Origin of the sequence: Enterobacter sp. K16B (assembly GCF_020216105.1) — a bacterium.
GTDB classification, from domain to species: Bacteria; Pseudomonadota; Gammaproteobacteria; order Enterobacterales; family Enterobacteriaceae; genus Enterobacter; species Enterobacter sichuanensis.
In genome coordinates, this window is sequence record NZ_JAIWJZ010000110.1 from 1 (window position 1) to 14,681 (window position 14,681).

General features: G+C 57.2%; 17 protein-coding genes. 10 read left to right on the forward strand and 7 right to left on the reverse strand.

Going from position 1 to position 14,681, the window contains the following annotated elements:
- Positions 1-170: 170 nt before the first annotated feature.
- The 7 genes from recX to mltB all read right to left on the reverse strand — a co-directional run bounded on the left by recX (position 171) and on the right by mltB (position 6,332).
- Positions 171-671 carry a recombination regulator RecX gene (recX, locus tag LDK53_RS18640; protein WP_225287797.1) on the reverse strand — a complete coding sequence of 167 codons (501 nt, stop codon included), beginning with the start codon at positions 669-671 and terminating at the stop codon, positions 171-173.
- Positions 672-739: 68 nt separating this feature from the next.
- Positions 740-1,798 (reverse strand): recombinase RecA, encoded by a 1,059-nt coding sequence (gene recA, locus LDK53_RS18645; protein WP_025757123.1) that lies wholly within the window; start codon positions 1,796-1,798, stop codon positions 740-742.
- Between the two features lie 89 nt (positions 1,799-1,887).
- Entirely contained in the window at positions 1,888-2,385 is a 498-nt protein-coding gene (pncC, locus tag LDK53_RS18650) for a nicotinamide-nucleotide amidase (RefSeq protein WP_025757122.1), read from the reverse strand.
- Between the two features lie 129 nt (positions 2,386-2,514).
- Complete coding sequence (locus tag LDK53_RS18655) at positions 2,515-3,393, reverse strand: metal ABC transporter substrate-binding protein (protein WP_225287802.1); 879 nt, start codon at positions 3,391-3,393, stop codon at positions 2,515-2,517.
- Between the two features lie 14 nt (positions 3,394-3,407).
- Positions 3,408-4,268 (reverse strand): metal ABC transporter permease, encoded by an 861-nt coding sequence (locus LDK53_RS18660; RefSeq protein WP_059386979.1) that lies wholly within the window; start codon positions 4,266-4,268, stop codon positions 3,408-3,410.
- Positions 4,265-4,918, reverse strand: coding sequence for a metal ABC transporter ATP-binding protein (locus LDK53_RS18665; protein ID WP_045286056.1), 654 nt, complete (start codon positions 4,916-4,918; stop codon positions 4,265-4,267). The genes LDK53_RS18660 and LDK53_RS18665 overlap by 4 nt, the downstream gene beginning before the upstream one ends.
- Before the next feature lie 313 nt (positions 4,919-5,231).
- Positions 5,232-6,332 (reverse strand): lytic murein transglycosylase B, encoded by a 1,101-nt coding sequence (gene mltB, locus LDK53_RS18670; RefSeq protein ID WP_025757118.1) that lies wholly within the window; start codon positions 6,330-6,332, stop codon positions 5,232-5,234.
- Between the two features lie 250 nt (positions 6,333-6,582).
- Between mltB and srlA the strand changes: the two genes are divergently transcribed.
- The 10 genes from srlA to LDK53_RS18720 all read left to right on the forward strand — a co-directional run.
- Positions 6,583-7,146 carry a PTS glucitol/sorbitol transporter subunit IIC gene (gene srlA, locus LDK53_RS18675; protein WP_025757117.1) on the forward strand — a complete coding sequence of 188 codons (564 nt, stop codon included), beginning with the start codon at positions 6,583-6,585 and terminating at the stop codon, positions 7,144-7,146.
- On the forward strand, positions 7,143-8,102 hold the full coding sequence (locus LDK53_RS18680) for a PTS glucitol/sorbitol transporter subunit IIB (RefSeq protein ID WP_225287798.1): 960 nt from the start codon (positions 7,143-7,145) through the stop codon (positions 8,100-8,102). Before srlA ends, LDK53_RS18680 begins: the two co-directional genes overlap by 4 nt.
- A 12-nt stretch (positions 8,103-8,114) precedes the next feature.
- Positions 8,115-8,477 carry a PTS glucitol/sorbitol transporter subunit IIA gene (gene srlB / locus LDK53_RS18685; RefSeq protein WP_024907705.1) on the forward strand — a complete coding sequence of 121 codons (363 nt, stop codon included), beginning with the start codon at positions 8,115-8,117 and terminating at the stop codon, positions 8,475-8,477.
- 14 nt (positions 8,478-8,491) lie between these two features.
- Positions 8,492-9,271: a sorbitol-6-phosphate dehydrogenase gene (srlD, locus tag LDK53_RS18690; RefSeq protein ID WP_025757115.1), complete on the forward strand. Its 780-nt coding sequence runs from the start codon at positions 8,492-8,494 to the stop codon at positions 9,269-9,271.
- 67 nt (positions 9,272-9,338) lie between these two features.
- Positions 9,339-9,698, forward strand: coding sequence for a transcriptional regulator GutM (gutM, locus tag LDK53_RS18695; RefSeq protein ID WP_047959323.1), 360 nt, complete (start codon positions 9,339-9,341; stop codon positions 9,696-9,698).
- A gap of 63 nt (positions 9,699-9,761) precedes the next feature.
- Entirely contained in the window at positions 9,762-10,535 is a 774-nt protein-coding gene (srlR, locus tag LDK53_RS18700) for a glucitol operon DNA-binding transcriptional repressor SrlR (protein WP_025757113.1), read from the forward strand.
- A complete protein-coding gene (gene gutQ, locus LDK53_RS18705; protein ID WP_225287799.1) occupies positions 10,528-11,493 on the forward strand; it encodes an arabinose-5-phosphate isomerase GutQ in 966 nt (321 codons plus the stop codon). The genes srlR and gutQ overlap by 8 nt, the downstream gene beginning before the upstream one ends.
- Before the next feature lie 236 nt (positions 11,494-11,729).
- Positions 11,730-11,888 carry a hypothetical protein gene (locus LDK53_RS18710; protein WP_164881264.1) on the forward strand — a complete coding sequence of 53 codons (159 nt, stop codon included), beginning with the start codon at positions 11,730-11,732 and terminating at the stop codon, positions 11,886-11,888.
- A gap of 217 nt (positions 11,889-12,105) precedes the next feature.
- Positions 12,106-13,596, forward strand: coding sequence for an N-acetylglucosamine-specific PTS transporter subunit IIBC (gene nagE / locus LDK53_RS18715; RefSeq protein WP_225287800.1), 1,491 nt, complete (start codon positions 12,106-12,108; stop codon positions 13,594-13,596).
- Between the two features lie 131 nt (positions 13,597-13,727).
- Positions 13,728-14,681: SgrR family transcriptional regulator (locus tag LDK53_RS18720; protein WP_225287801.1), on the forward strand; the 954-nt coding region annotated here is incomplete at its 3' end.

Consider the following 14,681-nt stretch of genomic DNA (forward strand, 5'->3'; position numbering starts at 1 on the left):
GAGAAACGCCTGACGGATCTCAGCGGTGCTCTTGCTCATAATTATCCTGAAATCAAGCTAACGAAATGTCGTAGCAGGTCTGTATCGGTAAACCCCTGGACAGGCCAGCTACTGGAAAAAGTGGGAATAAGATAAGTTTTCTTTAGTGGGAAGTAAAATCCCGCATGCGTTCAATCGGCAAAATTACGCCAGATATCCTGAATATCTTCCATCAGGAAGCCGCGGTAGAGCAAAAAGCGCTGGATTTTAACTTTTTCTGAAAACCCGTGCGGCAGGGGTTCACCGTACTTGCGGATCGCCTGCTCTTTTGCCAGCGCACACCAGTCGGTGTCGCATTCACGCATCGCTTTTTCAATGGACTCACGAGAAACGCCTTTCTGGTTTAGCTCCTGACGAATACGCGCCGGTCCATATCCTTTGCGGCCTCGGCTGGCGAGAAACCGGGAAGCGAAACGATCATCATCCAGATAGTGGTGCTCGTAACACCAGGCAATCACCCGGTCATAATCTTCCGCGGTGGCATCAATCTCTTCCGGCCCGTTTTTACCCATCACCGGCGCCGACAGTTTTCGGCGCAGCTCCTGTTCACTGTGGTCACGGACAGCAAGAATGCGTACCGCACGGTCCAGCAAGCGTGCATATGCGGGTCGGCGGGGCGTCGGTTCACTCATAAAAAACCTGCTGATACAGAAATGCAAAAAGGGCCGCATCAGCAGCCCTTCATGGTTAAACGAAAGAATTAAAAGTCTTCGTTGGTTTCTTCAGCATCCGCGCTATCCACCGCGAAGTCTGGAGTAGCATCCTGATTATTCAGCAGAAGCTCACGCACTTTCTTCTCAATCTCTTTCGCCGCAGCCGGGTTCTCTTTCAGCCAGGCGATCGCATTCGCTTTACCCTGACCAATTTTGTCACCGTTGTAGCTGTACCAGGCACCTGCTTTTTCGATCAGCTTCTCTTTCACACCCAGGTCAACCAGCTCGCCGAAGAAGTTAATCCCTTCGCCGTAGAGGATCTGGAATTCAGCCTGTTTGAACGGCGCTGCAATTTTGTTCTTCACAACCTTCACGCGGGTTTCGCTCCCGACCACGTTCTCGCCCTCTTTCACCGCACCGATACGGCGGATATCCAGACGGACAGAGGCGTAGAATTTCAGGGCGTTACCACCGGTGGTGGTTTCCGGGTTACCGAACATCACACCAATTTTCATACGGATCTGGTTGATGAAGATCAGCAGCGTATTGGACTGCTTCAGGTTACCCGCCAGCTTACGCATCGCCTGGCTCATCATACGTGCCGCGAGGCCCATGTGAGAGTCGCCGATTTCGCCTTCGATTTCCGCTTTTGGCGTCAGTGCTGCCACGGAGTCGACCACGATAACGTCAACCGCACCGGAGCGCGCCAGCGCGTCACAAATTTCCAGCGCCTGTTCACCGGTGTCCGGCTGAGAACAGAGCAGGTTGTCGATATCCACGCCCAGCTTACGCGCATAAACCGGATCCAGCGCGTGCTCGGCATCGATGAACGCACAGGTTTTACCTTCGCGCTGAGCGGCGGCAATGACCTGCAGCGTCAGGGTGGTTTTACCGGAGGATTCTGGCCCGTAGATTTCTACGATACGGCCCATTGGCAGGCCGCCCGCGCCCAGCGCGATATCCAGAGAAAGCGAACCGGTGGAGATCGTTTCCACATCCATGGTACGGTCTTCACCCAGGCGCATGATGGAGCCTTTACCGAATTGCTTTTCGATCTGGCCCAGTGCTGCCGCCAACGCTTTCTGTTTGTTTTCGTCGATAGCCATTATTACTCCTGTCATGCCGGGAGAAGCGACTGTGCTTCACCGTGGATTTCTGTTCTGTTGGTGCAATTATACTGTATGGTCATACAGTATCAAGTGTTTTGTAGAAATTGTTGCCAGAGCGTTTTTAACGCATAAACGGTGGCCTGACGACGCACGCTTTCGCGATCGCCGCTAAAGCACTCCCGGCGGGTGATCCCTTCGCCTTTGGCGCTGGCAAACCCAAACCAGACAGTGCCGACAGGCTTCACGTCGCTGCCGCCGTCCGGACCCGCAATGCCGCTAATGGAGATCGCGTAATCGGCCCGTGCCTCTTTGAGCGCGCCAATGGCCATCTCGATCACCACCGGTTCGCTGACCGCGCCATGCTGTTCAAGGGTGGATTCCCGCACGCCAATCATCTGTGCTTTTGCTTCGTTACTGTAGGTCACAAAGCCACGTTCAAACCAGGCGGAACTGCCGGCAATATCGGTAATCGCTTTGGCAACCCAGCCGCCCGTACAGGACTCAGCGGTGGTGACGGTCGCCCCACGTTGCTTAAGCGCCAGGCCCACTATCTCGCTCAGCTGCATCAATTCATGGTCAGTCATTCTCGCTCCAGGCATCAGAAAAACGTGCTGCACAAGATAGCACTTTCTCGTCAGATATGGGGATGCACTTCCGGTTTTACGAGGGGGCTTCAGAAAATAGCCGGTGCGGGCGCACCGGCAAGCAAAAGATTATTTCATGCTGTTGGCGAGGATATTCACATTGTGGCGAAACGCCTTAACGTAGGTATCCGCCACGCCGCCTTTGGAGGACAGCGCTTCCGGGTAAAGTTCGCCCCCCGGTTGTGCCCCTGTCGCCGATGCAATCTGCTTCACCAGCCGCGGGTCAAGCTGGTTTTCCATAAACCAGGTCTTCACCCCGTCGGCTTTGATCTGGTTGATAATTTCCGCAACCTGCGCCGCGCTCGCTTCACTCTCAGAAGAGAGCCCCTGCGGTGCCATAAACGTCACGCCGTAGGCGCGGCCAAAATAACCAAAAGCGTCGTGGCTGGTCAGCACCTTACGCTTCGCCTGTGGGATCTGGCTGAACTGCGCTTTGGCCCAGCTGTCCAGTTGGTTAAGCTGCGCGATATACCTTTTTCCGGACGCTTCCAGCGCGGCTTTGTCTTGCGGATCGGCGTTTACCAGCCCGTTCAGAATATTTTGCGCATACAGTGCGCCATTCGCCGCGCTGTTCCATGCATGCGGATCGGTCACGGTTTTGCCCTTTTCTTCCAGGGTGTGTGTTTTGACACCTGCTGACGCCACCACCAGTTGGCCCTTAAATCCGGAGGCCTTCACCAGACGGTCAATCCAGCCCTCCAGACCCAGACCGTTCACCACCACCACATCCGCCTTGCTCAGCGCCGCGCTGTCTTTCGGTGAGGGTTCGAAGGTATGCGGATCGCCGTCCGGCCCAACCAGCGTGGTCACATTCACCCGATCGCCGCCCACCTCCTGCGTGATATCCCCCAGTATCGAAAAGCTGGTGACTACATTCAGGGTTTTCGCCATCGCCCCCTGCGACATCATCCCCAGCGCGAGCGCCACAATTAATCCTGTACGTTTCATCATTTCCCCTTGCGTTAAAAAAGCGTACGCAGGCTGCCCGCGAGCCTGCTTCGCGTACCAAATAAGACAGAAACCAGGAACAGTGCGCTGGCCGTCAGCACGATGGACGGCCCGGCGGGCAGACTCACCGCCCAGGAGAGGCTTAGCCCCAGCCACGCGCAAAAAATGCCGCTAATGCCCGCCATCAGGAGTAGCCCTGGCAACGTGCGCACCCAGCAGCGCGCCGCCACCGCCGGCAGCATCATCAGCCCGACAGCCATCAGCGTGCCAAGCACCTGAAATCCGGCCACCAGGTTAAGCACCAGCAGCGCCAGAAACAGTCCGTGCAGCAGGCCTGGCAGCCAGCGGGCGTTCACCTGCAGCCAGGCGGTATCAAACGCCTCGGACACCAGCCCGCGATAGAAAACCGCCAGCGCCAGCAGCGTGAACATGCAAACGCCTGCCACAAACAGCGCGGCGTCGTTATCCACTGCCAGAATGGAGCCAAACAGCAGGTGCAGCAGATCGACATTCGAGCCTCGCAGCGATACCAGCGTCACGCCCAGCGCCAGCGAGCCAAGATAGAACCCGGCAAAGCTGGCATCCTCTTTAAGCGGCGTACGACGACTGACCAGCCCGGCCACCAGCGCGACGACAATCCCGGCAATAAATCCGCCGATACTCATTGCCAGCAGTGACATGCCGTTCAGCAGATAGCCCACGGCTACGCCGGGCAATATGGCGTGTGAAAGGGCATCGCCCATCAGGCTCATCCGGCGCAGCTGCAGAAACACGCCGAGCGCGGTGGTACTGACAGAAAGCGCCAGACAAACCACCAGTGCGCGACGCATAAAGCCGTACTCGATAAACGGCTGAAAAAAGAGATGCCAGATCATGCCACCCTCACCCGCTCGGTCTTCCATTGGGGAATGTCAGCGTCCAGCCGTAACGTCTGCGGGAAGTGGCGCGACACGCGCTCGCTGTCGTGCAGTACCGCAAGCAGCGTTTGACCCTGCATATACATCTCCAGCATCAGATCCATCAGTACATTGCAGGTGGCTTCATCGACCCCGGTAAAGGGCTCATCGAGCATCACCAGCGGTGCCTGCTGTACAAGGATGCGGGCAAACAGCATGCGCTGAAACTGACCGCCGGAGAGCTCATCGATAGTGGATAACGCCATGGATTCGAGCCCCACGCGTTCCAGCGCGCGGGCAATACGCAAGCGTGTTTCCCGACGGAGAGCGGAAAATAGCGAAATACCCGGCCAGCAGCCCATGCTGACGACATCCTGTACGGTCACGGGAAATTGCGCCTCCAGCGCGTGACGCTGCGCCAGCCAGCCAATGACCGGGCGCTTTCCCTGCCAGCGGAAGCTGCCGTTTACGGGGGGAATAAACCCGGCGAGCGTTTTCAGCAGCGTGGATTTCCCGCAGCCGTTAGCGCCGATAATGGCGGTCATGCTTCCCCGCTCAATCAAGCCGGATAGCGCACGCGTGACGGGTATACGGTCATAACCCGCAATCAGTTCATCCATCACAATCATGGCAATGCCACCGCCCAGCGCACAGCCAGGCCGATAAGGAGAACAAGCACCAGCGCCAGCAAAAGCCGAACGGGCGCAGAGAGAGAAAAAAGGGACGTTGACATCTCGACACCATAATTAATGTTATAACATAACAATAATCAAAGGTGACTGAGATGTAAATGGCGCGTTTGAAACGGGAGTGTGGCGAAATGTTTCTGCAAAATGCCCCTCTCCCGTAGGAGAGGGTCAGGGTGAGGGCATCAGGTCGCACCGTGCGCGCAACCATGCCGGGTAGCGGCGTTGCCTTACCCGGTCTACCCGTCAGAGCGATCTACTGACTAAACGGCGACGCTGCCGGCACGCGGGCCTGCGATACCGCCAGACCCAGCTGCCATACGGCCATCGCATAGTGGGTGCTATGGTTATAGCGGGTAATGGTGTAGAAGTTCGGCATGCCGTACCAGTACTGATAGCCCGTTCCCACATCCAGGCGCAGCAGACTCACCTGATCAACATTGCCCAGCGGCTGCGTTGGCGTTAAGCCCGCCGCCGCCAGCTGAGCGACGCTGTATTTGGTTTTGAAGCCGTTTTCCAGACCAAACGCCTCGCCGTTTGCCTGTACGGCAACCTGACCACCCGGCGTCCAGCCATGCGCTTTGAAGTAATTCGCCACGCTGCCGATGGCATCCACCGGATCCCACAGGTTGATATGACCATCCCCGTTAAAGTCGACGGCATACTGTTTATAGGAGGACGGCATAAACTGGCCGTAGCCCATCGCACCGGCAAACGATCCTTTCAGTTCGAGCGGATCATCCTGTTCGTTGCGCGCCATCAGCAGGAAGGTTTCCAGCTCGGAAGAGAAATACTCCGCACGGCGTGGATAGTTAAAGGAGAGCGTCGCCAGCGCATCCAGAATGCGGGTTTTCCCCATCACGCGGCCCCAGCGGGTTTCCACGCCGATAATCCCGACGATGATTTCAGGCGGTACGCCGTACACCTGCCAGGCGCGGTTGAGCGCATCTTCATACTGATTCCAGAACACCACGCCGTTTTGCACGTTGTCCGGGGTAATAAACTGTTTGCGATAGCGCAGCCACGCACCGTTTGGCCCGCTCGGCACCTGAGCCGTCGGTGCCTGCCTGTCCATCAGGCGCAGCACGTAGTCCAGACGTTTCGCCTGTGACAAAATTTCGTGCAGCTGCTGTCTGTCAAAGCCGTGTTTGCTCACCATTTTATCGATGAACTGCTCGGCCGCCGGGTTGTTCGCGAAGTCTCCGCCCATCTGCATCATATTGTGCTGCGGCTCCAGCAGGAATCCTCCGGAAGGCGCGCCCGCCGTTTGCTGAACGGCTTCGGTCTTAGGTTTGCTACTACAGGCAGACAGCAGAATAAGCGCAGGCAACAGCGCTGCATAACGACGCTTGAACATGAGACATCCATTTAACGGGTTCGATAAGAACCCAGTATGGTAAAGCATCCGCAACACCTCAAGGAAGCAGTACACACCTCCCCCACGCAAATCCGCCCTTTTTTCCACCGAAAATCCATTCCCCCATCGATTAACTTTCAAAATAATCCATTTTTCTTTCATTGTGAGATCTGATTAACACTTTAAAACCTTTCAAAGTGATTACTATTAGTCGCGGTAATACAAAAACAAAAGCCCAGAGGAGAGAAGAATGATAGAAACCATCACCCACGGCGCCGAGTGGTTCATCGGGCTGTTTCAGAAAGGCGGAGAAGTGTTCACCGGCATGGTGACCGGGATCCTGCCCCTGCTGATCAGCCTGCTGGTGATCATGAACGCGCTGATTAACTTTATCGGCCAGCAGCGCATTGAACGTTTCGCCCAGCGCTGTGCCGGGAACCCGCTGTCCCGCTACCTGGTGTTACCTTTCATCGGCACTTTCGTGTTCTGTAACCCGATGACCTTAAGCCTCGGTCGCTTTATGCCAGAAAAGTACAAGCCGAGTTATTACGCTGCCGCCTCCTACAGCTGCCATTCCATGAACGGCCTGTTCCCGCACATCAACCCCGGCGAGCTGTTTGTCTATCTCGGGATCGCCAGCGGTCTCACCACTCTTGGCCTGCCGCTCGGCCCGCTGGCGGTGAGCTATCTGCTGGTTGGTCTGGTGACCAACTTCTTCCGCGGCTGGGTGACGGACCTCACCACCGCCATTTTCGAGAAAAAAATGGGTATCCAGCTTGAACAGAAAGTCCAGCTTTCAGGAGCCACAGCATGAACCGGATCCGCATTGAGAAAGGCACAGGCGGCTGGGGCGGCCCGCTGGAGTTCGACGCCACCGAAGGCAAAAAAATCGTCTACATCACCGCGGGCACGCGCCCGGCGATCGTCGACAAGCTGCGTGAACTGACCGGCTGGGAAGCGGTCGATGGCTTCAAAGAGGGCGAACCGCCGGAAGCGGAAATCGGCGTGGCGGTGATCGACTGCGGCGGCACGCTGCGCTGCGGCATCTATCCGAAGCGTCGCATTCCAACGGTGAACATTCACTCCACCGGAAAATCAGGCCCGCTGGCGCAGTACATCCTTGAAGACATTTATGTGTCGGGTGTGAAGGAGGACAACATCTCTCTGGTGAATGGCGCTCCCGCACCGCAAAAAGCGGCCCCGCGCGATTACGACACCAGCAAGAAGATCACCGAGCAGAGCGATGGTCTGCTGGCAAAGGTCGGGATGGGCATGGGGTCCGCCGTGGCGGTGCTGTTCCAGTCCGGGCGCGACACCATCGACACGGTGCTGAAAACCATCCTGCCGTTTATGGCATTCGTCTCGGCGCTGATCGGCATCATCATGGCGTCTGGTCTGGGTGACTGGATTGCCCACGGCCTCGCCCCGCTCGCCAGTCATCCGCTGGGGCTGGTCACGCTGGCGCTGATCTGCTCCTTCCCGCTGCTGTCGCCGTTCCTCGGCCCGGGCGCGGTGATTGCCCAGGTCATCGGCGTGCTGATTGGCGTACAGATTGGGCTGGGCAACATTCCCCCGCACCTCGCCCTACCCGCCCTGTTTGCCATTAACGCCCAGGCGGCGTGCGACTTCATCCCCGTAGGGCTGTCGCTGGCCGAAGCGCGCCAGGACACCGTGCGCGTGGGCGTGCCGTCCGTGCTGGTCAGCCGCTTCCTGACGGGCGCTCCGACGGTGCTGATTGCCTGGTTTGTCTCTGGCTTTATTTATCAATAAGAGGTTTTTGCCATGACCGTGATTTACCAGACCACCATTACCCGCATCGGCCAGAGCGCAGCTGACGCATTAAGCGACCAGATGCTGATCACCTTCCGCGAAGGGGCGCCTGCGGATATCGAAGAGTTTTGTTTTATTCACTGCCACGGCGAGCTGAAGGGCGAGCTGAAGGCCGGAAGCCAGCTGGAGCTGGGCGAAGCGCGCTATGCCGTGACCGCCGTCGGCGACGTGGCTGAGCAAAACCTGCGCGAGCTGGGCCACATCACCCTGCGTTTTGATGGCCAGCCGCAGGCGGAATATCCCGGCACGGTTCACGTCGATGGTCCGGTCCCGCAGGCTGTCACCCCAGGCTGCACGTTAAAATTTGTTGCGTAATTAAGGAGATAGACATGAGTCAGGTTGCCGTTGTCATTGGTGGGGGACAAACCTTAGGCGAGTTCCTCAGCCGTGGGCTTGCCGCAGAAGGTTACCGCGTGGCGGTAGTGGACATTCAGAGTGAGAAGGCTGCCCGCGTGGCGGATAGCATCAATACCGAGTTTGGCGAAGGAATGGCGTACGGCTTTGGTGCCGACGCCACCAGCGAGCAGAGCGTGATGGCGCTGGCCCGCGGCGTGGATGAGATTTTTGGTCGTACCGACCTGCTGGTCTACAGCGCGGGAATCGCAAAAGCCGCGTTTATCAGCGATTTCGAACTGGGGGATTTTGACCGCTCGCTGCAGGTGAACCTGGTGGGCTATTTCCTCTGCGCCCGCGAGTTTTCCCGTCTGATGATCCGCGACGGCATTCAGGGGCGCATCATTCAGATCAACTCCAAATCAGGGAAAGTGGGCAGCAAGCACAACTCCGGCTACAGCGCGGCGAAGTTTGGCGGCGTGGGGCTGACGCAGTCCCTGGCACTGGATCTGGCCGAATACGGGATCACCGTTCACTCGCTGATGCTGGGCAACCTGCTGAAATCGCCGATGTTCCAGTCCCTGCTGCCGCAGTACGCCACCAAGCTTGGCATCAAAGAGGAAGAGGTGGAGCAGTATTACATCGATAAAGTGCCGCTGAAGCGCGGGTGCGACTATCAGGACGTGCTGAACATGCTGCTGTTTTACGCCAGCCCGAAAGCCTCGTACTGCACCGGGCAGTCGATTAACGTCACCGGCGGACAGGTGATGTTCTGATCGCGCGGGCGGAAGCCCTCACCCTAACCCTCTCCCACAGGGAGAGGGCATACAACAAGGAGCCGATATGGTCACCGCACTCATTACCGTCGCCGCCCTCGCCTGGATCTGCCAGATGGCGTTTGGCGGCTGGCAAATCCACCAGTTTAACCGCGCGTTTGACGCCCTGTGCCAGAAAGGTCGCGTGGGCGTCGGGCGGTCCGGCGGACGTTTCAAACCGCGGGTCGTCGTCGCGGTTGCGCTGGATGAAAACAATAACATCTGCGATTCCCTGATCATGCGCGGGATGACCGTCTTCGCGCGGCCGGTGAAAATCCAGGCAATCAACGGCATTTCGTTGCAGGAATTGCGGCCTGATGTGATCTTTCCCCATGATCCACTCTGTCAGAATGCACTATCATTAGCGCTTAATCTGAAACATGGATAATTTCGTTGTGAAAGCTATAGCCTTGCGAAATTATCATTTCGCAACCTAAGGAACGAAGCGCCTATGAAACCTCGTCAGCGGCAGGCGGCCATTCTCGAGTATCTGCAAAAGCAGGGAAAATGCTCGGTAGACGATCTGGCCCACTACTTTGACACTACCGGCACGACAATACGCAAAGACCTGGTATTGCTCGAAAATTCTGGCGCCGTCATCCGAACCTACGGCGGCGTGGTGCTCAACAAAGACGAAGCGGACCCGCCCATCGATCACAAAACGCTGATCAACACCCACCAGAAGGCGCAGATTGCCGAAGCGGCGGTAAAATTTATCCACGATGGCGACTCTATTATTCTGGATGCAGGTAGCACCGTGCTGCAGATGATCCCCCTGCTCAGCCGCTTTAATAACATCACCGTGATGACTAACAGTCTGCACATCGTCAACGCCCTGTCAGAGTTTGACAGCGAGCAGACCATCCTGATGCCCGGCGGCACCTTCCGTAAGAAATCCGCGTCGTTTCACGGGCAGCTGGCCGAGAACGCCTTCGACCACTTCAGCTTCGATAAACTGTTTATGGGGACCGACGGCATCGACCTGAACGCGGGCGTCACCACCTTCAACGAGGTGTTCAATGTCAGCAAAGCGATGTGCAACGCCGCGCGGGAAGTGATTTTAATGGCGGATTCGTCGAAGTTTGGCCGTAAAAGCCCCAACATTGTGTGCAGCCTGGAAAGCGTCGACAAACTGATTACCGACGCAGGTATCGACCCGGCGTTCAAAAAAGCGCTGGAAGAGAAAGGCATCGACGTGATCGTAACCGGAGAGAAAGATGAGTGATTTTCTGTTAAACGCAGGCCGCCAGACCCTGCTGCTGGAACTGCAGGAAGCCAGCCGCCTGCCGGAGCGTCTGGGCGAGGAGTTTGTACGCGCGGCCAACACCATTATCCAGTGCGAAGGAAAGGTGATTGTCTCCGGGATCGGTAAATCCGGCCATATCGGCAAGAAAATTGCCGCGACCCTGGCCAGCACCGGGACACCGGCGTTCTTCGTGCATCCGGCAGAAGCGCTGCACGGCGATCTGGGGATGATCGAAAGCCGCGACGTGATGCTGTTTATCTCCTACTCCGGTTCAGCCAAAGAGCTGGATCTCATCATTCCGCGCCTGCAGGAAAAGGCGGTCGCTCTGCTGGCGATGACCGGAAAATCCCGCTCGCCACTGGCGCTGGCCGCCAAAGCGACGCTGGATATTTCCGTGGAGCGCGAAGCCTGTCCGATGCACCTCGCCCCCACCTCCAGCACCGTTAACACGCTGATGATGGGCGACGCGCTGGCGATGGCGGTAATGCAGGCGCGCGGCTTTAACGAAGAAGATTTTGCCCGTTCGCATCCGGCGGGCGCGCTCGGCGCACGACTGCTCAATAAAGTGCATCATCTGATGCGTACTGACGATGCCATTCCACAGGTCAAGCTCGATACCAGCGTCATGGACGCGATGCTGGAACTCAGCCGCACCGGCCTGGGCCTGGTGGCGGTGTGTGACAACGAGAGCTCTGTGAAGGGCGTCTTTACCGACGGCGACCTTAGGCGCTGGCTGGTGGGTGGCGGCAAGCTGGAATCGCAGGTGTCAGAAGCGATGACCCAGGGCGGACTAACGCTGAACGCCGAAAGCCGCGCTATTGAGGCCAAAGAGAGCCTGATGAAACGCAAAATCACCGCCGCGCCGGTGGTGGATGACGCCGGCAAACTGTGCGGCGCCATCAACCTGCAGGATTTTTACCAGGCCGGGATTATCTAACGCTTCAGTCCATGGCGCTTCGCCAGTCGGTGTCGGCTGGCGACGTCCATCTCAGGAGCCCGCTTTCTTTTACGCATTTTATTCATGAAGTAAATACATATTAGGTAAATCATTATTAATCCCTTATTTATTCTGTCCATAACGGTTTAAATGCGGAACAGGTGTAAAACATCAACCTGTTTTATTCCCTGATTCCGGCTTAGTCTGATTATTAATTACTCAGCCGGAGACCTCCCATGGCGACTTTCACTAAAGAACTACACTATCTCTCAACCTATTTTAAGCAGGTTAAAAAATCAGAGCATATATTGTTCCGCTGGCTCTACCTGAGCCCGGAGGCGCGCATTGAGCGTCTGCGCGAACTGATGATGCCCGTGAGCGCCCCTAAAAAATGAGTGCGCCCAGAGCTTACAGGCCGGGTATGCCCAGCGCAACCCGGCAAAAAGCGGGACAAATAATTCAATTCATCATTGTTTATTTAAATATAAATTAACTGAACAAATATAATTAAATTAATTTATGCTGCATCACAATTTCATCCATCCTGCTTTCGCATTAAAATAAAAACTGTTATTTTTCGATGTGAATTAAGTTTTACTGGAACCCACTCTCATGAATGCATTTAGTTATTTGCAGCGTCTGGGTAAAGCCCTGATGTTGCCCATCGCCACGCTACCTGTGGCGGCGATCTTATTACGTCTCGGTCAGCCCGATGTTTTTAATATTCCCTTTATTGCCAGTGCGGGGGGCGGTATTTTCGACAGCTTACCGCTACTTTTTGCCCTTGGCATCGCCATTGGTCTGGCTAAAGATAACGCGGGCGCGGCCGCCCTTGCCGGTGCCGTCGGCTTCCTGGTGCTGACCAAAGCCACGGCGGTCATTAACGCATCCATTAACATGTCCTTTTTCGCAGGGATTATTGCCGGCGTGGTCGCAGGCCACTGCTATAACCGCTTCTCGAATACCAAACTGCCGGACTTCCTCGCCTTCTTTGCGGGCAAGCGGCTGGTCCCGATCGTGACCGGGCTTATCTGCCTGTTCATCGCCTGGGTGTGCGGCTACGTCTGGCCTTCCGTGCAGCACGGGATTGATACCTTCAGCCTGCTCGTTTCCCGCAGCGGCGAACCGGGCTGGTTTATCTATGGGGTGCTCAACCGCGCGTTGATTCCGTTTGGCCTGCACTACATTCTGCACTCCGTCTTCTGGTTTAGCCTCGGCGACTGTCTGAAGGTCACCTATGACGCCGCGAGTGCGGTACATAACATCTGCCTCGCACCGGATGTGGTGAAAGGTCTGGTGGTCGGCGGCGCCGTACCGGGCATCGAGGGGTCCTCTGTCACCCAGATTGCCACCGACCTGACCCGTGGCGACCTTAACCGCTTCTTCGCAGGTGACCCGCATGCCGGCGTTTACATGGCCTGGGCATATCCGATCTTTATGGGCGGTCTGCCGGGTGCTGCGCTGGCGATGTATTTTGCCGCGCCGAAAGCCCGCCGTTCAGCCGTAGGCGGGATGCTGCTCTCTGTAGCGCTGACGGCCTTCCTGACCGGCATCACCGAACCGATTGAGTTCTCCTTCCTGTTCCTCGCACCGGCCCTGTATGCCCTGCATGCAGTCCTTGCGGGTGTCAGCATGGTGATCGCCAACAGCCTCGGCGTGCTGCACGGCTTTGGTTTCTCAGCCGGGTTGATCGACTTTGTGCTTAACTGGGGACTTGCCACGAAGCCGTGGATCTTAATCCCGCTGATTGTGCTGTTCTTCGCGATCTATTTTGTGGTGTTCACCTTCGCGATCCGCATCTTTAAGCTGAAAACGCCGGGACGCGAGGAGGAGGACACCATCACGGGTTGGTCTGACGATCAAAGCGAGGCCATTGCCCGGTACATCGTGGCGTTGGGCGGTAAAGAAAACCTGAAGAGTGTCGACGCCTGCATTACCCGCTTGCGCCTGACGCTGGTGGATAACAGCGTGCTGGATGAACCGGCGCTGAAAGCGCTGGGTGCCAAAGGTATTCTGAAAATGGGTACTCAGAATGCGCAGGTCATACTCGGCCCCCAGGCTGAAAGCATTGCCCTGAAGATTCGGGCACAGACAGAAGCCTGACGCTGAGCGTTCCTGTTCCCTCTCCACACAGGAGAGGGAATAAAACCGGAACACTTCATCTATCCAGACCTTATTTATTCCGCAAAACACCCTACACTCTCAACATCCCCTATCGTCACCGGAATGTCGCTATGCGCCAGCTTCAGAAAATCCGTCAGTATCAACGGCTTTATCAGCATTACGGTGCTGCGCCAAAACCGACCACCATCGCGGAAGTGGCGGAGGTGGCAGTGTGCAGCGAACGCCACGCGCGCACCCTGCTGCGCCAGCTGGCGCAGAGCGGCTGGCTAAGCTGGAACGCCCAGCCGGGACGCGGGCATCGGGCCATCCTGCATTGCCTGGCGACCACCAGCGAACTGAGCGCGCCGCTGATGCACGCCTGTCTGGAGAAAGGGGATTACCAGAGCGCGCTGCAGCTGGCAGACGGTGATCCGGCCAGCCTGCATCACATCATCACCCCGTTTTTAGGCGGCAAATGGCTAAAACATCAGCCGACGCTGCGCATACCCTGGTACCGCGCCCTCACGTCGCTTGATCCGTCTCTTCAGCGCCGCCGTGCCGAACAGCATATTATCTGCGCGGTTCACGCGGGGCTGACGCGCTACGCGCCCGGCCACCCGCAGCCGGTAGCGGATTTAGCCCACCACTGGGAAATTGATGATGACAAACTGCGCTGGCGCTTCTACCTGCGCAGCGGCGCGCACTGGCATAACGGGCAGGCCATCAGTGATGAAGATATTCTCAGCGCGCTGCACCAGCTGCTGGCCGACCCGGCCCGCAGCGCAGGGCTCGCGCACGTTACTCAGGTATCGCTTGTCGCCCCCTGGTGTCTGGAGATCGCACTCACCGCACCCGATGCCATGCTGGCCCATCGTCTGGCGCATCACGCCTGTCGCCTGCCGCATCCGCAACAGCCGGGTATTGGCGCAGGTCCCTTTGCTATCGCCCATCATCATTCGCACTACCTGCGCCTTGAGCGCCAGCCGTGGTACTTTGCGGCGCACCCGCTGCTGCATGCGATCGAGTTCTGGCGAACCCGCAGCGAGACGGAAAAAACCGCCTGGATCACCGTAGGGAAAGGCGAA